The organism is Polycyclovorans algicola TG408 (assembly GCF_000711245.1).
Classification (GTDB): domain Bacteria; phylum Pseudomonadota; class Gammaproteobacteria; order Nevskiales; family Nevskiaceae; genus Polycyclovorans; species Polycyclovorans algicola.
Genome location: NZ_JOMH01000001.1, coordinates 319,791 through 342,816, shown reverse-complemented (window position 1 = coordinate 342,816; position 23,026 = coordinate 319,791). Strand labels below are relative to the sequence as shown.

Below are 23,026 nucleotides of genomic sequence, written 5' to 3'. Positions count from 1 at the left end.
ACGCGCCATGGTGCGCTGACCCGAGTGCGCCCCGAATGGACCGCTCGCGATGGGTGGATGCGCGCCCCAGCGCGCCGCCCTTGCCAAGGGACCCTAGTCGAGGCCGAGCTGCCGGGCTGTGACGTTGTGAAAATCCTCTGATTCGAAGGTGTCGGCGTCGAAGTCGGGCGCAATCACGGCGCGCTGCAAGCGTACCTGTGCCGTCACGCCGTCAGACTGCTCAACGTCGATGCGCTGCGGCAACCAGTGGCGGCCGAACTGCCGCAGGCTGGCGCGCTCGACCGTGGCGCTGCGCGTTTCACGATCATCGCGGTCACGCCACTTGGCTTCGAGCAGCACGCAGCGCTCCACGTCGATCAGGCCGCGCATCCGCTCGAACCCTGCCGATGCGCCGCTGCCAACGCGGCGCGTCGCATTCACCGGCCGCACCTGGCGTCCGCCTTCCTCGCGCGGCGCGGCAAGCTGAATGGTGGCGCCCTCGGACCAGCGCAACATGCCGTCGAGGTCGCGGATGCCGACAATTTCGTCCAAGGTCGCCGATGCGCCGCCCTGGCTGTTGACCCGGCTGACGCGCTTCAACGCCGGCAGGTAGCTCCACCGCGACCACCCGTCATCCTGCTGGCGAAACAGGTGAACCACCCCGGCGAGGCTGTCGGGCGCCAGCATGCGTACCCAGTGATCAGCCTGTGGCGTGCGGCCGCGCTCGCGGGTGGCATACACCAGGCGCCGCAACTCCTGACTTCCGTCGGCCTGACGGACGCGCACGTCGACACGCGCCGCCCACGCGGGCGGCACGTTGTCGCGCAGACACTCGGTGAGGGTCTCGACGCCGCTCGCCTGCGCGGCGACCGACGGCCCTAGCAGGCTCAGAGCCAAAGCCAGCATCAGCTGCGGCAGACGTCTCATTTCTCGGGGGCGCGCGCCGCGGGGGGCGGCGTCTTGTCGGGCGTCTCGCCGCGCGTGCCGAAACGCTCGGCCAGCCGCGCATCGACAGCCGCTTCGATGTGCGCCCGCACCCGCGCATGCACCCTGCGCCGCGCCTGCCAGACGCCGATCACGCCGCCCACCAGCGCGGACAGCAGCAGCAAGAGCACCATGATCGGGTCCATGCGCGTCAGCCTACGCGGCTCAGGCCCAGGGCCATTGCGACAACAGTTGTGCGACCGGCGTCAGCGCGTCGAGCGCGCCTTGCACTTCGGGTGTCGTCGGCTCGGGCGCCTTGCCCAGCACCGAAAACACCAGCAACTGGCCGACACCGACGAGGAAACCCAGCACCGCACCCACGGTGATCAAGATCCACTCGTCCTCCTTGAAGGCCGGGCGCAACATGCCCTCGAACTCGGGGGCCGGCAGCACCTCCAGCCGACCGGCCAGCGTGTCGGCGATGGACATGGCTTCTTTGGCGTAATGGTCGATCTTGCGGGTCGCCTCGGGCAGGTGGCGCACGATGCGATGCGCCGCCGTGGTCTTCATGTCCATGTACCGGCGGGTGCCGATGGTCCATGCCACGAAGGGTCGCGCCAGGCCCGACTGATCGTCGATCACCTTTTTGACGTGCTTCGAAATCATGTTGAAGACACGGTCGGCATAAGGGCCTTTGAGCACCGATTCGATGATGTTTGAAGGCGTCATGATCTCGTCGGCAATCAGCCTCGCGTAGTCGCGTGACACTTCTTTCTGGCGCTTGAAGAACAGCCCGTGGATGGTGGTGCCGAGAAAGCGCATCGGCGTCTGTGGCCTGAAAATCATTTGCAGCGCGATCACGTTGGTGGCGTAGCCCACCAGCAACCCGAACAGGGGCAGCTGCCACTGCGCCTTGAAAAAGGTCCAGCCGATCATCTGGAAAATGCCAAAGACGAACCCGAAATAAAACCCCGATCGCTCGATGAAAATGAACTCCTGCTTGCCGGTTTCCAGGAAGATCTTGTTGATCAGCGACTTGTCGCGCATCAACGTGGTCACCACCATGTCCTTCAGGTCGAAGATGGTGTCGACATGGGTCTTGAAGTCGTCCATTACCGCTGCGACGACATCAGGCGCGTCGTTCTTGACCCGCTTGGCAATCAGCGCACGCGCCGACAGCGGCAGGGTCTCCCAGAGGGTCGGCTCGTACTCGGTCATCAGCTCTTCGAGCAGCTGATCGACCAACTGCACGATCGGTCCTTCAATTTCTGCCGCAACACGTTGCGGGTCGAGCCGGGAGAAAATTTCGCGCTCCGACACCAGCCTCGGCACGATGGTGTCGCAGGCGATGCTCGCCATCTTGCCGGCCTTGCGCGGCACGATGCCCTGCCAGCCGAGATACGGCGGCTTGATGCCGAAAAACTCCAGTGGGTGAAACATCATCTTCAGCGCGATGACGTTGGTCACGTAGCCCACCACGCCGCTGGTGATGGGCATCGACAGGTACAACCACATGTTCAGTTGAAAATCGGTCCACGCTGCTGCAAGCATTGTTCTTCCCCTTATCGAATCGCGCTGAGTGGCGACGCACTGAAACCGGCGGGCTCTTCGGCCGCCTGTTGTCCTTCGGTACAGGTCGCCCACAAGCGCCGACCCATTTCTGACATGACCAGGGTGCGCCGGATGATGCGCACCGACATGCGGGTATGGCGCCGCGCGTGGGCCACGGCATCGCGAAACTCGCGCTCGCCTTCCATGATCTGGTAGCGCGACTCCAGCGCCGGATCTTCGGGCCCTTCTTCGACCAGATTGAGCGCCATCAGGTGCGACACGTACAACCGCACGCAGTGCTGCAACTTGAGCTGCGCGGGGCGCCCGGCACTGCAGAAGTTCTCGGCCACCAGCCGGCCCGGCGTGCCGATGGGCGAGCCCACGCCGATGTGCACCAGTGCCTGTGGCTCGCCGCTGGACAGCAGCGCCAGGATGCGCGCCTCGTCGGGCACCAGTTCGCTGAGCATCACCGAATACAGATCTTCTTCGGCCTGTTCACGCGTCTGGTCGACCGAGCGCTGCAACAGCTCGTCAAGAATGCGCTTGGGCGATTGCAGCAGCGGAATCACGAAGGTGCGTGACACCTCGCTGCCGTCCGACGACACGTAGCTGGCCTGCCCTTCTTCGTCGCGGCCGGCATCTTCCATGCGCTGCTTGAGGGTGCGCAGCAGGCCCTGCTCAGCCTTGCGGAACTGTTCGGCCGCCTTGCCGCCAACGCCTGTGGCGCGGGCGTTGGCGGCGACCCGCTCGGCCACCTTGCCAAGAAACCCGGCGAACTCGCCAACACGGGCCGGCAAGGTCTCGGTCGACACGGCCGTGCGGCCGGTGGCGGATCGAGACTTGCGCCCGCTGGGTTGGTCTGTCATTGCCGTCCGCCTCCACTCAAGAATCGAATTATTTGCCTGCTTGCGATGCCGCTCACGGACGCATCACCACGGCGCACTTGCGAGTACGACCGCAATCTACACTGCCATATCAACACCGCTTCATTCCATGGCCGCGCAACCGCATCGGCCGGCGCACGCAGCCTTTCATTGACCGCCCTCCTGTGGTGGCTGAAGGTCCAGCGGGCCGTAAGGATTGTCGACCCGCACCGGGCCGTCGCGCGCGGCATCGTCGGCGACACCGAAGCCGAGCATCACGCTGGGCCGCAGTGGCACCTGCAGGTCGGTGATGATCATCCGCACCTGTTTTTGGTCCAGCCTTACGTCGAGCGGGATGGCCGCCGTCACCGGCGTGCGGATCGTCTGGTTGATGGGCAGCCGGGTGCGCAGCACGGTATCGACCGGCGCCAGCAGGTCTTGATCGATGTCGGCCGACAGGTGCCCGGTGTAGGTCAGGTCGATGACATCGTCCACCGGAATCTTCAGGTTCACCGGCAACGGAAACTTCAGCGGCAGCGACGTTTCGATGGTGAGGTTGCGCAGCGATTTGAGGTTCTTGTAGTTGATGCCGGTACGGATCGTGACGTCGGCGGAGGTATCGACCGGAATCACGCCCTCGTAGAGCACCTCGAACTGCACCGGCACCTTGGCGTCCATCACGACATCGAAGTCATAGCGGCCGCGCAGCGGCACCGTCAGGGTCTGCTTGAACGGCACTGAGGCGTCGATTTCGCCGTCCATGGCGACATCGAGCATGTTGCTGACCCGGGCTGTCGCCTTGAATTGGGGGGGCAGGGTGATGCCCGCCTCCTGATTCTGGATGGGGATGTTGATCACCACGTGCAACCAAACCCACCACGCCAGCCACACGCCCGCGACCAACATGCCCAGCAGCACGCCGGCCGACAGCAACCAGCCGAAGCAGCCCATGCGCCGGTCGTTGCCGGGCTTGTTGAGCGTCACGTCGTTGTCGCGCACCACTGGCGTCTCGGGCGAGGGCTGATCTTGCCGGGTCAACGGCGAGCGGCGGAATCCGCGCCGACTCACGGCGCGTCCTCCGCGTTGCGGTTTTCATCGAGCCCCAGTTGCAGTGAGCGCAGCGGCAAGGTCAAGTCGCCCTCGACAATCACGGCCTTGCTGGGCGTGCTCGGCATGCGAATACGGGCGGACAAATCGTTGAGCACCGGCACGCTGAAGTTGGCATCAATGGGCACCTCAGCATCAATCACGGTGCGCAGTGGCACGGTCAGGTCTTGGCGTATTCGGGCGGTCACGGGCGTGGTGAACTTGAGGCGCACCGTCTGATCGACCGGCACCGAAATATCAACCGGGACCATCGTGTCGATGGGCACCTTGCCGCGCAGTGGAATCTTCAGCGTGGTGCCCAATTCCGGCAAAAAGGCTTCGACGGTGGTATTGAGGTCCACGACCTGCTGCAGGGGAATGGTGTCGTTGAGCCGCACATTCATTTTCAGCGGAATGTCGCCGTCAAAGTGCACGATGATATTCAGCGTGTCATCCAGCGGAATGGTCACCGGCTGATCGACCGGCACCTGGGTCTTGATCGTCTCTTCAAGCTTCAGGTCGAGGTTGCCATTGACCCGCGCGGTGCCGGTCAGGTCTTGCGGAATCACCACCATCGCCGGCTGATCGCGCAGCATCAGGCGCAGGTCGACGCGGCTGATGACCCACCACGCGATCAGCGCGCCGGCCACACCCGCGAGCAGCAGCACCCCAAGCACCGCCCACAGGCTGACGCCGCGCTGGCGTACCCTTCGCGCGCCGCTCACGGGTTTGGCTCCGGCGTGGGTGTCGCATCGGGTGCGTCGTCATCGGCCCAGCCGAACCCGACCTTGCCGACCGGGATCAGCAGATCGGCATAGTTCAGTTTCACCTCAAGCAGCGGCGACTTGTCGACCTCGGCGGTCACCAGCAGGTCGTTCAGCACCGGCACGCTCATCTGCGTGCTCAGCGGCACGTCGGCGACGATTTCGGTTTTCAGCGGCACTTCAAGGTTTTGCCGCATGCGCGCCTTGATCGGTGCGGTGAAGCGTAGTCGCACGTTCTGGTCGATGGGCACCAGGATGGTCACCGGCACTTCGGCGCGCACCGGAAAGCTTCCACGCAAAGGCAGATCAAAGGTTTCGCCCAGCAGGTCGGCCTGCACGATGGTGTCGATGTCGACATCCTGCTCGAGGTAAATCGTGTCCTCGACCGGCACGTCGACACGGATCGGCACCACCGCGTCGAAGACGGCATCGAGTTCCAGCGCCTGCTCGACCGGCACGCTCAGCAGCGTGTCGACCGGCACCCGGGTGCTGACCGTCTCGTCGAGCCGGATGTCGAGCTGGTTGAGCACGCTGGCCTCGATCTCCAGCGGCTGGTCGACATAGGCCATCAAGGTTTCGTTGGTCACCAGCAACTGCGCTTGCAGATGGCGGATGACGAAATGAAAGACCAGCGCTGCGCCGACGGCGGCCCCGACCAACACCACCAACGCCCAGAACAGCAGCCCGCCGCGCTGCCTGCGCGCGCTGCTGAGACGGCGGCCTGGCCGCCTAGAACTGGTAAGCAATTGCGACATTGACGAAATCCCGGTCGCGGAGGCGGTTGCCATCACCGCCGCCAAAGAAAATGAACTGGTCGACCGAGAAGCTCCAGGTGTTGCGGAAATTGAAGTTGAGCCCGGCGAGCGCGATCTTGCGCCCCTGCTGGTAATTGCCCCCCAGTCCCGGGGTGATGCCGCTCACGTCGTGGAACAGAATCACCTGCGGCCGCAGCCGCAGTCCGTCGAGCCAAAGGTTGTCGTAGCTCCAGATCGCCGCCACCTTGTAGCCCCAGGCAAAACGCGTCGGAAAGCCGTTTCCAGCGTTCTGGAAGGGGTTGAGCTTGAGCGCGTCGCGGGTCTCTTCAATGCCGGGCGAAAAGTGGGTGTTGGTGGTGGCCAGGCTGTCGAGCTGCAACTGGTCAAGGCGCGGCAGGCCGGGCACGTACGTCGCCCCCGCTTCAAAAATCAACGCCATCTGGTCGGCGCCCACATAGCGACGCTCGGTGCCGAAGATGAAAGTGCCGCCGACACTCGCCTGCCAGTAGTCAAACTCTTCGTAGCCCCGAATGTACGAACCCGGCTCGACCTCGCCCGGCGTGCCGCCGCGATAGGCGGTCAGGTAGTCGGGCAACGCATTGCGGCGGTCGGTGAAGGTGGCCCCGGCAAACTGGTCCAGTGGCAGGCCGAAGGCCGGTGCCAGCAGGCTGAGGATGGGGTCAAGTGCCGACGCCTCTTCGGGGAACAGCGCCAGTTCGTCACGCGGAAACACCGGTTGCAGCGCGGTGAAAAACACGTCTTCAAGGTCGACCTGGAACGGGTGATCGGGCCGGAAGGCCAACTCGCCGGTCCAGCTCAGGCCCAGCGCCGCGGTGTTGAAGCCCAGACCGAACACCTGGATGTCTTCGGGGTATTCGAGGAACACCCGCGCCGTCGATATCGGCAAGGCATCAAAGCCCTCACCGACCAGGCTGGGGTCATCGCCCGCCAGGCTTTGCAACAGTGAAATCAGGTCGGTCGGGTTGGCGACCGAGCGACCGCAGGCATTCAAGAAATTGATCAGTCCCAGCGGGAAAATCCCGGCGGCCGCGTCCTGGCCGGTGGCGCTGGACTCACTCGCCGCACAGGTGGCGTCGGCAGCCAAAAAGCTCGCCGTCGGCAGGCGCGCATGGTAGTTGGCGAAAAAGGCGCTGAACTCGGTGCCGCCCAGCACGTTATCGGTGAAGTAGGTCAGCTTGACGCCGTACTGGCCGCTGCTGCGTGGCTCGGCATTGCCCAGCCGCGGGATGGACGCTGCCGAATCGCTGATCAGCCCGACCACTGGCGTCAGTTCGCGCTGCAGTTGCTGGGGGTCTTCCGGCGTCTTGCCGAAGGGCAGCGGAAACGAATCATCGGTGAGCGCGCCGCGGTTCTCCGGGTCGGTGCCCAGATCGACGATGAACGAGCCCAGCGAACCGCGCGAGGGCAAGGTGTAAGGGCGCCATTCGAGCTGGTAGAACGCCTCCACCGACAGGCCATCGGTCAGCGCCGTTGACGCGGTGATCATCGCCACCGGATCGACGGCCTCGTCGAGGTCCATCGTCGGGCGAAAGAAGTTGTTGAAGTTCACCGGGGTGACGAAGTTCAGCGTGCCCGAAATGGCAAACAACGCCTCGCCCCAGTTGAGGTGCTGGCGCCCAATGCGCACGTCGATCTCGCCTTCGTTGAACGACGGCACCCTGAAATACACATTGGCCTCGCGTAGGTCGAACTGCCGCCCGTTGTCACGCTGCGCCGTGCGCGGCACGCGCAACGTGGTGGCAATGCCCGGCGCCGGGCCTTCTTCGACAATCAGGTTGGGCTGGGCCAGATCAACCCGGTCCAGAATGCGATCGTAGAACACCTGCCAACCCAGATTGACGCCCCAGCGTCCGTCGTCGCTTTTCAGATTGAGGTGCGAGCGCCAGCGGCTGACCGCACTGGTGATGTCGCCCTGGTCGTGGGTGAGGTTGGCTTCATCGCCGATCTGCCACGACGCGCCCGGCGCGGCCATCCAGCGTTCGTGCGGTTCAAGGTTGTTGCGGTTGAGCGAGATGCACGCGTCCGGCGCGCACAAGTCCGGATCGAGGTTGGACTTGCCGATGAAGTTGTCATTGCGCTCCGACACGCGCCACTGCGCGCCCAGCGCCAGCTTGTTGTCCCAGTCGAGCACCAGGCCCGGCGCCCAGTCGAGATCAAACGTGAGCGCCGCAGCCGACTGCGCCGCCAGCATGGCTGACGCCGCCACCGCGTATTTCAAAGTGGTCAATCGCACTGCGCTCCCCCACATGTAGACCGGCCTGCCTCGCTTGCAGACCCGGTTAACGTTTGCCGACAGCCGCAAGGCTGCCCACGGCGTTTCGCGAAGACGATGCCCGTTATGGCAACTGGGGGGCATTCCGGTGTCAGCGCAGAACCGCAGGAACTATGACATCAATCTCTGTCACGGTGTCAAGGAACTCCGACATCGCGCCGCAGCGCGTCAGGCGGCCATCCTGGTGGGTGCCAGCGTGCAGGCCTGTTTGAAGAAGTCCTCCACCGTGGCGCGCTGCTGTGCGGCGTCATCCAGCGTCCGCACCGCCTGCCAGAACGTCTCACCACGCGGCAGGCTGCGGCAGGTCCAGCCGATGTGCTTGCGCGCCACGCGCACGCCGCGTGGCTCGCCATAAAAGGCATAGAGCGCGTCGAGATGGCCCAGAAAAGCCGCGGCCAGCGTGGACACATCCGGCGGCGGCACCTGCACGCCGGTGGCCAGAAAATGATTGATCTCGGCAAAGATCCATGGGCGACCCTGCGCCGCGCGGCCGAGCATCACCGCGTCGCAGCCGGTGGCGCGCAGCACCTGGTCGCAGCGCTGCGGCGTGTCGAGGTCGCCATTGGCGATCACCGGAATGTCGACCTGCGATTTGATCAGTGCCACGGTCTCGTGTTCGGCGGCGCCGTTGTATTGCTGGTCGCGGGTGCGGCCGTGAATGGCGAGTGCCTGAATGCCCGACGCCTCGGCCATCAGCGCCAGGGCCAAAGCGTTCTTCTGCTGCGGGCAATAGCCGGTGCGCATCTTCAAGGTCACCGGCACCGGCACGGCCGCGACGACGGCCTCGCAGATGGCGCGCACCAGGGCCGGATCCCGCATCAGCGCCGAGCCCGCGTCCACCCGGCAGACTTTCTTCGCCGGGCAGCCGAGGTTGATGTCGATGATCTGCGCGCCGTGATCGACATTGAAGCGCGCCGCCTCGGCGAGCATGTCGGGGCAGTAGCCGGCAATCTGCACGCTGATGGGGCCGGCCTCGCCTTCGTGGTCGCGGCGCAGGCGCGACTTCTCGGTCTGCCACAGCGTCGGGTCGGCGCTGGTCATCTCCGAGGTCGCCAAGGCGGCGCCGAAATGCCGCGCCAACTGGCGAAACGGACGGTCGGTGACCCCCGCCATCGGCGCGAGCATCACCTGACCATTCAGCGTGTAGGGACCGATCTGCATGCGCCATTTTCAACGACGATTGGCCAAAAGCCCAACTCGCAGGCAGTCTGACCCTCTAACGCCATGGAGCATGGACATAAAATCCCTCAATCGTCTCGTCTGGCTGGGCATCCTGATGGCACTGGGCTTGACCTCGAATGCGTCACGGGCCGCCGAACAGGCCGACTGTGCCGACACGCCGCTGGCCAGCGACCTGCAACCCCTGCTCACCGACGAACCGGTGTCGCTGTGCCGCCATCTGGGTGATGTGGTGCTGGTGGTCAACACCGCCAGCCAGTGCGGCTTCACCTCACAGTACGACGGGCTGGAAACCCTGCATCAGCGCTTCCGCAAACGCGGCTTCACCGTCATTGGCGTGCCCAGCGACCAGTTTGGCGGGCAGGAGTATGCCGACGACGCCGACATTGCCAAGTTCTGCAAGGTGAACTTTGGTGTCAGCTTTCCGATGTACACGCGCAGTCAGGTCACCGGCGACGGGGCGATTCCGCTTTACCGGGCGTTGCGGGACGAGACCGGGCAGGCGCCGCAGTGGAACTTCCACAAGTACCTGATTGGCCGCGACGGCAAAGTGCTTGGCGAATGGCCGTCACGCATCAGCCCCGACGACAACCGATTGGTCAGCGCCATTGATGAGGCGCTGGGCGGTTAGTGCAGCGCCTCACAGTGCCGGCTGGCGAAACGCGGCCACCACAATCAAGACCCAGCCGATGATCAGCAGCACACCGCCCAGCGGCGTCACCGCGCCCAGCCAGCGCAGGTCGGCCAGCACCAAGACGTAAAGGCTGCCCGAGAACACCAGCACCCCGGCCGCGATGCAGGCCGCTGCCGCGCTGACCAGGGGCGCCTGCGGCGCGATGCGCAGCCACAGCGCCAGCCCCAGCAACACCACCGCGTGCAGCAGGTGATATTCGGTGGCGGTGTGCCACACGGCCAGGCGCTCGGGCGTCACCCGTGCGCGCAACCCGTGGGCGCCAAATGCCCCCAGCGCGACGCCCACGGCGCCGTAAGCCCCTGCCAGTGCCAGCCATAAAGGCGTCATGGATTCATCCTCGCGTTGAAGCCGTCCCGCAACCGCTCGACGCGCTTGCGGTTGACGTTGAAGTCGTAATACCCAATTCGGCTGGATGAACGCACGTCGATGCGTTGTTCGGGCAAGAACACGAACTCCACATCGTCGACATATCCCATGATCGACGAGGTTACTTCGGCGTGGATGTAGCCGGCGTCATGGGTGATCACCTCGGCGCGCGGCAGCGCTTGCAACTCGGCCAGCAGCGCCTGCTCGGCGGCAGCCTGGCTGCCGGCGTAGCGCAGCGGTTCCACATGACGATTCGGATCGGTGGCTTGACTCGACACACAGTGCGGCCCGTCCACGCAATCGGCCATGGCGCCGCCCTCGGGTCTTAATTGCGCTTGCCCCAGCGCGCACCCGGCCAAGCCGACACAGGCCAGGGTGATGACGCGTCCACGCCAAGGGGAAATGTTGTTCATCCGCGGGGTTCTCGGGGTTTCGCCAAACTCGGCCCTCTACAATACGGCGCCCTCCGGGGAACCGCGAGCCACGTCACGGCGTCATAGTGCGCATGGCGGCAGGTCAGCCCTCTTTGTCTTCGGAACTTCAAGCGTGAATGATCGGATGGGATGGGTCGCCCTCGGCCTGCTGATGGCGAGCGCGGTGGGCGCACAACAGGCTGTCGATGCGCCGCACGTGCGCGCCGAGCTGTTGCTCGAGGATCGCGGGCTCGCCTCCGACGGCAGGCAATGGGCGGGCGTGCTGCTGAGCCCGGAAAAAGGTTGGCACGTGTATTGGCAGAACCCGGGTGATTCCGGGCTGGCAACGCGCATCGAGTGGACGTTGCCCGGCGCCATCAGCGCCGGTGAGATTCGCTGGCCCTATCCGCACGCCGAAGCACTGGGCCCGCTCACCAATTACGGCTACAGCGATCCGACCCTGCATCTGGTGCCGCTGACCACCCGAGGCCTGGCCGGTGACACGGCAAACCTGAGTGCCAAGGTCAACTGGCTGGTCTGCTCGGATGTCTGCATTCCCGGCAGTGCAACGCTGAGCCTTGATGCGCCGGTGTCCGCTGATGTCGAGCGCGATGCCGACAGCGCCGAGGTGTTCAGCGAGGCCCGCGCGCAGTTGCCGCAGGACTGGCCGGGTGAGGCGCCGTTGCATGCCGTGAGCGGCAACAGCTTCAGCCTCGCCATCCCCGGTCCGTGGACGGCGGCGGACCGCGTCGAATATTTCCCGATTCCCAACGATCTCGTCGACCATGCGCAGCCGCAGCGCATCGTGATCGACGACGGCGTGCTACGCCTCAGCCAAAGTCTCAGCGCGTTTCACGGCGGCGTTGGCGACACGGTCGATGGCGTCGTCGTGGTGCGGACTGACGATGCGCCGACGCAGGCCTTCAGTCTGCGCAGCACGGCGGGCGAGGTGGCGCCGGTTTCGGCCAGCACGACCCCGGCCAACGAAGCCGCGCCGGAGGTGAAATCGCCCAATGCACCCGGACTGGCGTGGGTGCTGCTGCTGGCCTTCGCCGGCGGCTTGATTCTCAACCTGATGCCATGCGTCTTCCCGGTGCTGTCGCTCAAGGCGATGGCGGTGATCCGCAGCCGCGACCAGTCGGCGCGTCACCGGCAGGTGCACGCGCTGGCGTACACGGCGGGCGTAATTGTCAGTTGTGTCGGCATCGCCGCCCTGTTGCTCGGCCTGCGCGCCGGTGGTGCGGCGATCGGTTGGGGCTTTCAGTTGCAGTCGCCCGTGGTGGTGGGCGCGCTGGCCTACGTGATGTTCACGCTGGGCCTGTCGCTGTCAGGCCTGTTTGCGCTGGGCGGCCGCTGGACCGGTATGGGGCAAAACCTGACCCAGGCCAATGGCGCAACCGGGTCATTCTTTACCGGCGTGTTGGCGGTGGTGGTCGCCAGCCCCTGCACCGCGCCGTTCATGGGCACGGCGCTGGGCTTTGCGCTGGTGCAGGATCCGCTGACGGCAGCCGCCGTGTTCGCCGCGCTGGGGTTGGGGCTGGCCAGCCCATTCCTGTTGATCGGCTTTGTGCCGGCCGCCGCACGCCTGTTGCCGAAGCCGGGCGCGTGGATGGAATCCTTCAAGCAGTTCATGGCCTTTCCGCTGTATCTCACCGCCGTGTGGCTGGTGTGGGTGGCCGGTCAGCAAGCCGGCCCCGGCGTGATGGCGCTGCTGCTGGGCGGCATCGTGCTCATCGCCATGGCGGTATGGGCACTGTCGCGCCCCGGCAAGGCGTGGCGGGGGGTGACCGTGGTGGCCGCCGTGCTGGCACTGGCGGTGCTGGTGCAACCGGCACTGCGCGCGCCGCCCCCGCAAGCCGCCACGGCTGCGCAAGGTGAGTCGGTCTACAGCGACGCGCGCTTCGACGCGCTGCGCGCGGAGGGCAAGACCGTGTTCGTCAACTTCACCGCCGACTGGTGCATCACCTGCAAGGTCAACGAGCGCACCACGCTGAGCCGCGACCACGTGCAGCAGGCGTTCCGCGATCATGACGTGACCTATCTGAAAGGTGACTGGACGCGCAGTGATCCGGCCATCACCCGCGTGCTTGAGCGCTACCAGCGTTCAGGCGTGCCGCTTTATCTCGTTTCCGTAAAGGGCAGCACCCCGCAGGTGTTGCCGCAAACCTTGACGCCCGACATCGTGATCAGCGCGGTGTCGGCTCCGCCCGCAGCACCCTGAGGATTCGACCGTGAAATTGACTGCCTTACTGATGACCTCCGCCCTGACCATCGGCAGCAGTGCTGCCTGGGCGGCCCCGACCATCGGCCAGCCCGCCCCCGATGCAACGCTGCGCGACACCACCGGGACCGTGCACCAGATCAGCGACTTTCAGGGCAAGACCGTGGTGTTGGAATGGACCAACCACGACTGTCCGTTCGTCAAGAAGCATTACGAGAGCGACAACATGCAGAGCCTGCAGCGCAAGGCGGCCGAGAACGAGGTGGTGTGGCTGACGGTCATCTCGTCTGCTCCCGGCAAGCAGGGTCACGTAACGCCTGAAAAGGCAGACGAACTCACCGAAAGCCGCAACGCCGCACCTTCGGCGGTCACGCTCGACGAGGACGGCAGCGCCGGCAAAATGTATGACGCCCGGACCACCCCGCACATGTACGTCATCAACCCCGAGGGCGCGCTGGTTTACGCCGGCGGCATCGACAGCATTCCCAGCGCTGACCCCGCCGACATTGCCAAGGCGGTGCCGCACCTTGACCTGGCCATGGTCGCGACTGCCGCCGGAAAAGAAGTGCCGGTGGCCAGCAGCCGGCCTTACGGTTGCTCAATCAAATACGCGGACTGAACGGTTCGCTGAAACAAAAAAGGCGCCGTGATGGCGCCCTTTTTGTTTCAGCCGTGATCAATCCGGAACGCAGCGCGCCCAGTTCCGCACCTCGTTGACGAACAGGGCGGGTTGTTCCAAAGCGGCAAAGTGCCCGCCCTTGTCGACTTCGCCCCAGTAGACGATCTGCGACATGCAGCGCTCGGCAAAACTGCGCGGTGCGCGGTACAACTCTTTCGGGAAAATGCTGCAGCCCACTGGCAGCGCCAAGGGCACGGCGAAAAATCCGGCCTTGTAGCTTTCCCAGTAAAGGCGCCCCGATGAAGCGGCGCTGTTGGTCAGCCAGTACAGGGTGATGATGTCGAGCATCTGGTCGTAACTCAGGGCACTTAGCGGGTCACCGTCGTTGTCGGTCCAGCGGTGAAATTTCTCGAAGATCCACATCGCCTGACCCACCGGCGAGTCGGCCAGTCCGTAGCCCAGGGTCTGCGGCTTGGTGGACTGCTGGTGCGAGTAGCCCGAGTCCCATTCAACGTATTCCTGCATCGAGGTCAGCATGCCCACTTCGGCGGGCGACAGGTCGGTGCCGGGGTCTTGCGGCATCACCAACGGAAAGTTGACGTGGATGCTGCGCAGGCCTGCGGGCTGCATGGCGCCCAGTGCGGTGGTCACCGCTGCGCCCCAGTCACCGCCTTGCGCCACGTATTGCGTGTAGCCCAGGCGGGCCATCAGCTCGGTCCAGGCCTGCGCGATTTTCTGCACCGACCAGCCGTGCTCCGTGGGTTTGCCGGAAAAGCCGAAGCCCGGCAGTGCCGGAATCACCAGATGAAAGGCGTCCTCGGCCGTGCCGCCGTGTGCGGTGGGGTCGGTCATCGGCTCGATGACACTCATAAACTCCAACACCGCACCCGGCCAGCCATGCGTGAGCAACATCGGCTGCGCGTTCTCGTGCTTGGAACGCACGTGCAGAAAGTGGATGGACACGCCGTCAATCTCGGTCGTCCACTGCTCGTAACGGTTGAGCGCGGCTTCGCAGCGACGCCAGTCATATTGTTCAGACCAGTACTTCACCAACGCCTGGGCCGAGGCCAGCGGCACACCCTGACTCCAGTCCTTCACGGTCTCGCGCTCGGGCCAGCGGGTGCGCGCCAAGCGTTGTTTCAAATCATCAAGCTCGGCTTGCGGCACTTCGACACGAAAAGGGTTGATTAGCGCGTTGGTCGACATACGGTTCAGGGCCTGGGCAATTGGAAAGGGACACTGAGGATAACGCCCATAGCCGCAGACTCCCTACACTGCTGCCTCCCGCTTTCCTGTCCCCATGCACCCCGCACGACCGATGCCGCGTCTCGAGCAGATTGCCGACACTTGGAGCCGCTGGCTGATCAAAGCCCCGTGGTGGTGGACGGCGCTGGCCATCGGGCTGGCGCTGGGCGCCATGAGCGGCCTGCCGGGATTGCGTTTCACCACCGACTACCAGGTCTATTTCAGCGACGACAACCCGGCGCTGCAGGCACAGCAAGCACTGGAGCGCCACTTCGGCAGCCGCCATACCGTGGTGCTGGCGGTGTCGGCCGACAGCGGCTCGCTGTTCGAAAATCCGCGCCTCGATGCCCTGCGCGCACTCACCGATGACATGGCGCTGATGCCGTTCGCCACCGGTGCCAGCAGCCTCACCAACTTTCACACCCCGCGTGCCGATGGCGATGACCTGACGGCCGAAGCGCTGGTGCCGGACGGCCCGTTCAGCGCCGAAGAACTTACGCTGCTGCAACGCGAAGCCCTGGCCGAACCGCGCGTGCTGCACGGCCTGCTCGGCGAATCGGGCGAGGTGACTGCCGTGGTCGGCTACTTCGAGTTGCCGGGGCAGGATGGCGACGCCGAAACCGCCGAAGTCAACGCGGCCATCCGCGCCTTGGCCCGCCAGTTCGAGGCCGACAACGCCGGGCTGTCGACGTATCAAATCGGCTCGCTGCCGTTCAACCAGGCGATGGCCGACGCCGCCAATTTCGATCTGCGCAACCGCTACCCGCTGGCATTGGTGTTGATGATTCTGCTGCTGTGGTGGTCACTGCGCGGCTTCAGCCCCATGTTCATCACATTGGGCGTGATCGGCCTGTCGACGCTCACCGCGCTGGGCGTGGCGGGGCATCTGGGCTTGCAGCTGACCACCGCATCCATGGCCGCGCCGCTGATCATTCTCACCTTGTCGGTGTCGGACTGCGTGCACGTGCTGAGCAGCTATTTCAAGATTCGACATGAGTCAGACGCGAGTCCTGCCGAAGCGCTGACCCGCGCGCTGCGCATCAATCTGTTGGGCCTGGGGCTGACCACGCTGACCACCGTGGTCGGCTTCGTCTCGTTCAACCTCAACGACTCGCCGCCGTTTCGCGACCTGGGCAACCTCGTCGCCATCGGTGTCACGGCGGCACTGTTTTATTCGCTCACCCTGCTGCCGGCATGGCTGTTGATCACCCGCCCGGCCGGGCGACCGCTGCGCACCTTGCAGTTGGCGCGCATTGCCGATTTCGTGATTCGCCGACAGCGGCCGATACGGCGCGTCGGCATGGTCATCGTGCTGCTGCTGACGGCGGCGATTCCGCTCAATCGCTTCGGCGACGACTACGTAAAGTTCTTCAGCCCGGTGCTCGATTTTCGTCAAGACACCGAGTTCGTCGGCCAGCACCTGATGGGCGTGCAATTCCTCGAATACGCCGTGCCCAGTGGCGCCGACGGCGGCATCAGCGAGCCGGCGTATCTCGAACGACTGCAGGCCTTCGCCGACTGGCTGCGTGACCAGCCGGGCGTGCGCAAGGTGTCGACCGTCAACGAGCTGCTGATGCGGCTCAACCAGGTGATGCACGCCGACGATCCGCAAAAGTACCGGCTGCCCACGCAGCGCGACATGGCCGCGCAATATCTGTTGCTGTTCGAGCTGGCCTTGCCGTCGGGGTCTGATCTTTCGCACCTGGTCAACTTCAACAAGTCGGTGTCGCGGGTCACGCTGGGCCTCAACGAGATGACCAACGAAGACGTGCGCCAGCTGGACAACCGTGCGCAGGCGTGGATGGCCGCGAACTGGCCCGCCGAAATGCAGACCACCGGCACCGGCGTGCCGGTGATGTTTGCGCGCATCGCCCAGCGCAATTTTCAGGCGATGCTGTGGGGCAACCTGATCACATTCTCGCTGGTGGCGCTGATCTTCATCCTTGCCTTCCGCCATTGGCGGATCGGCGCCATCAGCTTGGTGCCCAATTTCGCGCCCATGCTCATGGGCTTTGGCCTGTGGGGCCTGTTGGTCGGCGAAGTGGGCATGAGCCTGGCGGTGGTGGTCAGCCTCACCCTGGGCATCGTGGTGGACGACTCCATCCACTTTCTGGCGCGCTTCATGCAGGGCCGTCGTGATCGCGGCCTGTCGCCTGAGGGCGCGGTGCGTCACGCCTTTGGCGATGTCGGCTCGGCCCTGTGGATCACCACCGCGACGCTGGCTGCCGGCTTTGCCTGTCTGTCGGCGTCGAGCTTTCTGCTCAGCGCCCACTTGGGCATGCTCACGGTGATGATTATCGTGCTGGCGTTGATTGCCGATTTCCTGTTGCTACCGGCGTTGTTGCTGTGGTTTGACCGTGAGGGAAAACCGTCGTTGCCCGTGCCTGCGTCGGGCCCGCCGCAGCCCTGAGGGCGAGCGGCGTGATGTGTTTCTCAACCATTGACAGACGTCGGAAATTGCTCCGCCACCAGGCCATGGTGCACCGCCATCACGGCGGCCATTGACCGGTTGCGCACGCCCAGCTTTCGATAGATCACTTTGACGTAACCATCCACCGTGTACGCGCTGATGAACAGCGCTCTGGCGATGTGCTTGTTGCTGTTGCCCTTGGCGAGCTCTCGGAGCACATCCTGCTCGCGGCGGGTGAGTGGCAGGGATTCAGCGCGCGACGGGTACAGGCTTTGAGTGGCTTGATGTGGCGACATTTTGGCGACCGTCTTGGCTGTTGCGGATGCCCGACATGTTCCCCACCGAACGCGGGGCTGACAAATGAAAAGTTGGCCTGTCTCGGATTAGATTTTCTTATTTGTCCATTCGTCCGCAATGACCCCGACGACCCAGTCGTGGAATGTTTTGATGACCTCGTCTCCGGCATCTTCGTTGCGGTAAGTCAGAAAACACTCGCCGTGCCGGGTGACCTTTTTGGGCACGGGCAACACCAGGTCGTCGTCGCGGTGCATGAACTGATATGCCGTTGGCAGATAGCCCATGGCCACGCCGACATCGTTCTTCACGGCTTCGATACTGGCCTGCACGGTGCTGACCACCAGCTCATCCGACACGTCCGACCGCGCGTCCCATTCCGCTCGCCAACGCGGCCATTGATAGGTGTCTCCGGAGATCTTGATGAGTCGGCACCCGGTGAAGTCGGCCTTTCGCAGGCCGGGGTGCTGTTCAAGGTAGCGGCGGCTGCAGATGGGCGTCAGGGCAATCCGCACCAGCGGGTGGTAGGTCAGCCCCGGTTCGTTGCCGCACTCGTGGCGGATGGCGACCATGACCTCGGATGTGTCGAAATCAATGCGGGCAACGTCGGAGTCGATCTGAATGTTCAGTTCAGGAAATCGGGCCTGAAAGTGGTGAATGTTGGGAAACAACAGCAGGCTGGCGATATTGGGCAGGGTGTTGACCAAGAACCGCCGCTTCTTCTTTTCTTTGCGCACGGCCAGGGTCGCGCTGTCGATCAGGTCCAGCCCGCGTTTGACGTGCAGGTAGTAGCGTTTGCCCTCGGCGGTCAGCGTTATTTTTCGATTTTCCCGCCTGAACAGCGTCACCCCAAGGCTGTCTTCAAGGGCCTTGATTTGGTGGCTGACGGCCGGCGGCGACACGAACAATTCCTCGGCGGCGCCCTTGAAGCTCATGCGACGGGCTGCGGTTTCGAAGACCCTGATCAGATTCAGAGAGGGGAGGCGCGGGTGAGTCATCAGTCGGGAAGTCCCAAGCAGTAAAGGAGCCACTGGGCATGACAGCCGCTCGTGTTTCGGGCGGCTCAGGTGTCATAAGTTCGAGCGCTCCCGGCGGACCGGCCTCACACCTCGACGCGCGAGCTGCGAAAAGCGACCCCGTGACTATGGCGCCTGAAATGGCGGAGGTACAGCGCTTCTCGCATCATCTACCGCGGGTTGTAATCAATCAGGGCGTCATCATGGGCGTGGCCGACGAGGTGGCGAAAAAGGGATGAGGTGCTCAACGTGGCAATTTGCAGGCAGGGGCCGATTGGCCTGGTTTGCGCTGCTGTCGATCTGCGTCGCCGAGGCCTCCGCAGCCGCTCTGGGCGGCGCGCTGGAGCTGCAGGGGCGCGCGTTCTTCAAGCAGGACGAAGATCGAAACTCCGCCTCGATCGCCCTGAAGCCCAGCCTTTTTCACAGTTGGAACGACCGCCAGACGCGAATTGAAGCCGAGCTGTTCTACCGGCTCGACAACCTCGATGACCGCCGCAGCCACGGCGATGTGCGCTCGCTTTATGTCCAGCATCTGGGCCGCGATTGGGAAGCGCTCGCCGGCTTTGCGCAGGTGCGCTGGGGCGTGACCGAGTCGCGCAAGCTGGTCGACGTCATCAACCAGTCCGACTTCGTTGAAGACATTGCCGGCGACACCAAGCTCGGCCAGCCAATGTTGGCGCTGACGTGGCTGCCGGAGGTTGGCGCCGTCGACCTGTTCGTGATGCCTTACCAACGGGCGCGGACCTTTCCCGGACCCGACGGCCAGCCGCGCGTCGGCTTCGACTTTGCGCCTGAAGAAGCGCGCTACGAAGCCTCAGAACGACAGCGGCGCGTCGATGTTGCCGGCCGGCTGCGCATGCGTTTCGGCGCACTGGATTTGAACCTGAGCGTGTTTGACGGCACTGCGCGTGATCCCGACATTCTCCCGTGCCTGCGGCGCGGCAGCGGCTTTGCCGGGACCGCCGAGGGGCCCAACTGCGAGGTGGTCGCCGACGCCACCGTGCCGGAGGCGCCCTTGGCCAATCAGGTGCTCGACGTGTTGCAAGCGCTGGGACTGGTGGACGACGACGTCGAGCTGTTCGACCGGGTGCTGGCCAACATCGTGCTGGTGCCCCAGTACACGCGGCTGCGGCAGTTCGGTGTCGAGGCGCAATACATCGTCGGCGGCATGGCGCTAAAGCTCGAGGCCGTGGCGCGCGAGCGTGGTGGGGTCGCCAGCCAGGCCGCAGTGGCGGGGTTCGAATACGCCTTGCCGCGCTTCTTCAGCACCGGCTGGGACGTCACCGCGCTGGCTGAATACCTGTTCGACGAGCGCCGCACCTTGATCAACAGCCGCAGCGACAATGACCTGTTCGTCGCCGCCCGCATCAGCCTCAACGACATTCCCGGCACCGTGTTCGAAGCCGGCTTTTTCATGGACCGAAGCGGTAACGATCACCTGATACAGCTTCAGGCCAGCCGCCGCTTTGGCCAGAACTGGCGCGGCGCCCTCACCGCGCGGCATTTCGAGCGGGTGCCCGCCGACCGCTTCGTCAACTTTCTCGAAGAGGAGAGCATGGTGCGGCTGACGGCCGAGCGATTCTTTTGAGCACGCGCTCAGTCAGCCGACACCGAGGCGTTGAAGCCAAGCCGGAACAGCAGGTCCCGCTGCGAGCGGTCGCGCACGTTGATCACCCCCGGCGAGTCCGGCAGCGGGAACACCGCGCAGGCCTCTCCGGCGTCGCACAGGCGGCCGTCTCCATCATTGTCGGTGCCGGCGAGCAGGCCGTACTCGCCCGGCGCCAGATCGTCAAACGCGAAGTCGTAAAAGCCTTCCGGGTTTGGCGAAACCAGGATCTCCCTCACGGTTTGCTGCGTGCTGTCGAGCAGGCGCATCCGCAGTTGGCCGAGGTCAGCCGGACTGGTCTCGTCTTCGACTTCGGTCGGCGTGGTGCCTATAACCGAGACCAGCGTCTCCACCACATCGTCGCCCGCCTGGACCGTGATCGCGAAGACTTCGCCCAGTTCGGGATCGCCCCCGCCCGTAACAAAGTCGGACTCCGACAGCGAAACCGAACCGCGGGTGATCCCATCGCCATCTGTGTCCATCAGCGAGATCGTGGCCCATGGCACGTCGCTGGAAACGCTGACCTCGCCCAGTGTTCCGGTGCCGCCGTTGACAACCGTGAATCCGATCGTCGCGTCGGTTATCTCACCATCCTCGGATGTTTGCCTGAATCCCGGTGCAAACAGCAACGTCGGCCGCGGTCCCCGTTCGAAATCGTTCCCATCAATGCTCTGAGGATAGGGGAAGACCACCGCAAGGTTCGGCGTCTGCAGCGCCGGGCCCGGCACACCACCGTCGGCCAGGCGCTGGGCTTCCATCACCGCCAGGTGGGCGTCGATCAGGCCGTGGCCGTATTCCCAGTCCTTGCCCGGCGCACCGAGATCGCGGGTGATCGCGCCGCTGGCCAGCACCTGGTCGAGCATCTCCGGCGTCAGCCCGGGATGAACCGCCTTCATCAGCGCCACCACCCCCGCGACGTGCGGCGCGGCCATGGAGGTGCCCACTTTGCCTTGATACACCGCCGACAGCGATCCGTCATCACGCGCCTGGGAATCGGTGCTGATGACCTGATCCTCGGGCGTGCCGAGGGTGCCGCCGCCGGGCGCACTGACGTCCACCGCGCTGTTGAAGGTCGAATAGGCCGAACGCGTCGACGCCGGGTCGACCGCGCCCACCGAGATCACGCCGTCGTAGGAAGCGGGGAAAAAAGCGTAGCGATCACCATTGTTGCCGGCGGCGGCGATCACGATCAGGCCGGCCTCACGCACCCGGTGCAGGATGTCGATCTCGAAGAACGAGGGCGACAGCGTGCGGCCCTGACGATCCGGTTGCAGGTCGGCGCCGATGCTGGTCAGGTCAGAGGCCAAGCCCAGGCTGAGGTTGGCGATGTCGGCGGCGCGGGCCGGCAGCGCGCCACTGCTGTTGGGTAGCCCGGCGGCGTAGAGCAGCCCGTTGAAGACATCGAAAAGGGTGGCGACGTCGAAGCCGGGACCAATGACGCGGATCGGCATGATGCGGGTGTTCCAGCCCACGCCGGCAACGCCGACGCCGTTATTGGTGGCCGCGCTGATGGTGCCGGCCACGTGGGTGCCGTGCGAGGGCGCGAAGGGGTCGCTGGCGTCGCCGTCCGGCCCGTCATCGTCGCCGGCAAGGACCGGGTTCTGGATGAAGTCGTAGCCGTCCGGATCATTGGGGTCGAGGTTGGGCGCCAGGTCTGGATGCTCGGTCAGAATGCCACTGTCGAGCACCGCCACGAGCACGTCTTCGGAGCCCTGGGTGAGGTCCCAGGCCTGCGGCAGGTTGATCAGGTTGTAGTGCCAGGCCTGCTGCGCGAACAGCGGATCGTCGGGCACCCGCAGCGGGCGCATGATGCGGTTGAGCTGCGCGTATTCCACGTCCGGGTTGCGCTGCAGGGTCTTGAGGTCGTAGAGGGTGGCCAGCGCCAGGGCTTTGTCGCTGTTGCTGGCGCCGGTGAGCGCGGCGTGGCTGGCCGACTTGGGCCGCACCGAGACGTCGAGCAGCTGCGGCCCGCCCGGGACGCTGGCCAGGCTGTTGGCGCCCAGCGACCTGGCCTGGGCCTTTGCCGCGATGCCGTCGGCCGGAGCGTCTTTCATCTGCACGATGAGCTGGCCAGGAACAAAGGCGAGGTCCTGGCCCGCCGCAAGCGGGGTGGGTTCGACGAAACCGACTGTGTCGGGCCCAGTGGTCAGTACGTAATTGGAGCTGCCGGAAAAGGCGAAGACCTGCACGCGGTACTGCTGGGGGCCTTGGGCATCCTCGGGCGCAATCACCGTCTCGAACTTGCCGAGCGCGACCGAGACGCTCGCGAAGTCACCGATTTCGGCATCTTCTTCGTAGAGGAACAGATCCAGGTCGTTGTCCTGCCCGTCGCCGGCGATGAACAGGTTCACCACCTGGCCCGGCTCCAGAGTTACCAGATAGTTGTCGAACAGATCGGCTTGCGGATCGTCCAAGTCCTCGGTGAATCGAACGAAGCCGCTGACCGTGGCCCGCGATCCCTCGATCACTTGCGGTACGGCGTCGTTCGATATTTGTTCCCGGTCGGTGTCGGCGGTGTCGGAATCCACCACCGCGATGTCCGGCACCAGCATCCGCCCGCTGATGCTCAAGCCCTGCGGGACGGGCGTGGGTTCGGGCTCCGGCTCCGCGTTGTTGCGGTTGCCGCTGCCGCTGCCGCCGCAGGCGGCGAGCAGCAGGCTGGCGGTAAGGCCGAATGTCACTGCACGACAGCCGCCGCGCCCGTATCTCTGCATGACCCCATCTCCCAGATGACGTCTCCACAGGTTA

Annotated in this window: 20 protein-coding genes; 5 read left to right on the top strand and 15 right to left on the bottom strand. The window is 64.8% G+C overall.

Going from position 1 to position 23,026, the window contains the following annotated elements:
• Window positions 1-93: 93 nt before the first annotated feature.
• The 9 genes from U741_RS0101575 to dusB form a co-directional block, all read right to left on the bottom strand.
• Window positions 94-906 carry an outer membrane lipoprotein-sorting protein gene (locus U741_RS0101575; protein WP_084154599.1) on the bottom strand — a complete coding sequence of 271 codons (813 nt, stop codon included), beginning with the start codon at window positions 904-906 and terminating at the stop codon, window positions 94-96.
• Complete coding sequence (locus U741_RS0101570; protein ID WP_029888743.1) at window positions 903-1,109, bottom strand: hypothetical protein; 207 nt, start codon at window positions 1,107-1,109, stop codon at window positions 903-905. The genes U741_RS0101575 and U741_RS0101570 overlap by 4 nt, the downstream gene beginning before the upstream one ends.
• Window positions 1,110-1,128: 19 nt before the next feature.
• Window positions 1,129-2,454, bottom strand: a complete 1,326-nt coding sequence (locus tag U741_RS0101565; RefSeq protein WP_235199849.1) for a DUF445 domain-containing protein — start codon at window positions 2,452-2,454, stop codon at window positions 1,129-1,131.
• A gap of 11 nt (window positions 2,455-2,465) precedes the next feature.
• On the bottom strand, window positions 2,466-3,320 hold the full coding sequence (locus U741_RS18150) for an Abi-alpha family protein (RefSeq protein ID WP_052378396.1): 855 nt from the start codon (window positions 3,318-3,320) through the stop codon (window positions 2,466-2,468).
• Window positions 3,321-3,485: 165 nt separating this feature from the next.
• The gene (locus U741_RS0101555) at window positions 3,486-4,385 is read right to left on the bottom strand and encodes a hypothetical protein (RefSeq protein ID WP_152551460.1); all 900 of its coding nucleotides are present in this window, start codon (window positions 4,383-4,385) and stop codon (window positions 3,486-3,488) included.
• On the bottom strand, window positions 4,382-5,128 hold the full coding sequence (locus tag U741_RS0101550; RefSeq protein WP_029888739.1) for a hypothetical protein: 747 nt from the start codon (window positions 5,126-5,128) through the stop codon (window positions 4,382-4,384). Before U741_RS0101550 ends, U741_RS0101555 begins: the two co-directional genes overlap by 4 nt.
• Window positions 5,125-5,922, bottom strand: coding sequence for a hypothetical protein (locus U741_RS0101545; protein ID WP_152551459.1), 798 nt, complete (start codon window positions 5,920-5,922; stop codon window positions 5,125-5,127). The genes U741_RS0101550 and U741_RS0101545 overlap by 4 nt, the downstream gene beginning before the upstream one ends.
• Complete coding sequence (locus U741_RS0101540) at window positions 5,897-8,170, bottom strand: DUF1302 domain-containing protein (RefSeq protein WP_161776096.1); 2,274 nt, start codon at window positions 8,168-8,170, stop codon at window positions 5,897-5,899. Before U741_RS0101540 ends, U741_RS0101545 begins: the two co-directional genes overlap by 26 nt.
• 213 nt (window positions 8,171-8,383) lie before the next feature.
• Window positions 8,384-9,376 (bottom strand): tRNA dihydrouridine synthase DusB, encoded by a 993-nt coding sequence (gene dusB, locus U741_RS0101535; protein ID WP_043110162.1) that lies wholly within the window; start codon window positions 9,374-9,376, stop codon window positions 8,384-8,386.
• A gap of 70 nt (window positions 9,377-9,446) precedes the next feature.
• Between dusB and U741_RS0101530 the strand changes: the two genes are divergently transcribed.
• A complete protein-coding gene (locus U741_RS0101530; protein ID WP_152551458.1) occupies window positions 9,447-10,025 on the top strand; it encodes a glutathione peroxidase in 579 nt (192 codons plus the stop codon).
• 9 nt (window positions 10,026-10,034) lie between these two features.
• Here the strand turns inward: U741_RS0101530 and U741_RS0101525 are convergent, their stop codons facing one another.
• Window positions 10,035-10,415, bottom strand: a complete 381-nt coding sequence (locus U741_RS0101525; RefSeq protein ID WP_029888734.1) for a DUF423 domain-containing protein — start codon at window positions 10,413-10,415, stop codon at window positions 10,035-10,037.
• Window positions 10,412-10,867 (bottom strand): DUF1499 domain-containing protein, encoded by a 456-nt coding sequence (locus tag U741_RS0101520; RefSeq protein WP_084154597.1) that lies wholly within the window; start codon window positions 10,865-10,867, stop codon window positions 10,412-10,414. The genes U741_RS0101525 and U741_RS0101520 overlap by 4 nt, the downstream gene beginning before the upstream one ends.
• 145 nt (window positions 10,868-11,012) lie before the next feature.
• Here U741_RS0101520 and U741_RS0101515 point away from each other — a divergent pair, with 145 nt between their 5' ends.
• Entirely contained in the window at window positions 11,013-13,088 is a 2,076-nt protein-coding gene (locus tag U741_RS0101515) for a protein-disulfide reductase DsbD family protein (protein WP_043110161.1), read from the top strand.
• Window positions 13,089-13,098: 10 nt separating this feature from the next.
• Window positions 13,099-13,707 (top strand): redoxin domain-containing protein, encoded by a 609-nt coding sequence (locus tag U741_RS0101510; RefSeq protein ID WP_029888731.1) that lies wholly within the window; start codon window positions 13,099-13,101, stop codon window positions 13,705-13,707.
• A 57-nt stretch (window positions 13,708-13,764) separates the two neighbouring features.
• On the opposite strand, the gene U741_RS0101505 is transcribed toward U741_RS0101510, so the two are convergent.
• Window positions 13,765-14,913, bottom strand: coding sequence for an epoxide hydrolase family protein (locus U741_RS0101505; RefSeq protein WP_029888730.1), 1,149 nt, complete (start codon window positions 14,911-14,913; stop codon window positions 13,765-13,767).
• Window positions 14,914-15,025: 112 nt separating this feature from the next.
• Here U741_RS0101505 and U741_RS0101500 point away from each other — a divergent pair, with 112 nt between their 5' ends.
• Entirely contained in the window at window positions 15,026-17,362 is a 2,337-nt protein-coding gene (locus U741_RS0101500; RefSeq protein WP_052378393.1) for an efflux RND transporter permease subunit, read from the top strand.
• Window positions 17,363-17,385: 23 nt separating this feature from the next.
• Here the strand turns inward: U741_RS0101500 and U741_RS0101495 are convergent, their stop codons facing one another.
• Window positions 17,386-17,658, bottom strand: coding sequence for a response regulator transcription factor (locus U741_RS0101495; RefSeq protein WP_029888728.1), 273 nt, complete (start codon window positions 17,656-17,658; stop codon window positions 17,386-17,388).
• Window positions 17,659-17,745: 87 nt separating this feature from the next.
• Window positions 17,746-18,654, bottom strand: coding sequence for a LysR family transcriptional regulator (locus U741_RS18145; RefSeq protein WP_084154595.1), 909 nt, complete (start codon window positions 18,652-18,654; stop codon window positions 17,746-17,748).
• A 292-nt stretch (window positions 18,655-18,946) separates the two neighbouring features.
• Here U741_RS18145 and U741_RS17535 point away from each other — a divergent pair, with 292 nt between their 5' ends.
• The gene (locus U741_RS17535; RefSeq protein WP_043110160.1) at window positions 18,947-20,260 is read left to right on the top strand and encodes a hypothetical protein; all 1,314 of its coding nucleotides are present in this window, start codon (window positions 18,947-18,949) and stop codon (window positions 20,258-20,260) included.
• 8 nt (window positions 20,261-20,268) lie between these two features.
• On the opposite strand, the gene U741_RS0101480 is transcribed toward U741_RS17535, so the two are convergent.
• Window positions 20,269-22,992, bottom strand: coding sequence for a S8 family serine peptidase (locus tag U741_RS0101480; RefSeq protein ID WP_084154594.1), 2,724 nt, complete (start codon window positions 22,990-22,992; stop codon window positions 20,269-20,271).
• Window positions 22,993-23,026 lie beyond the last annotated feature (34 nt).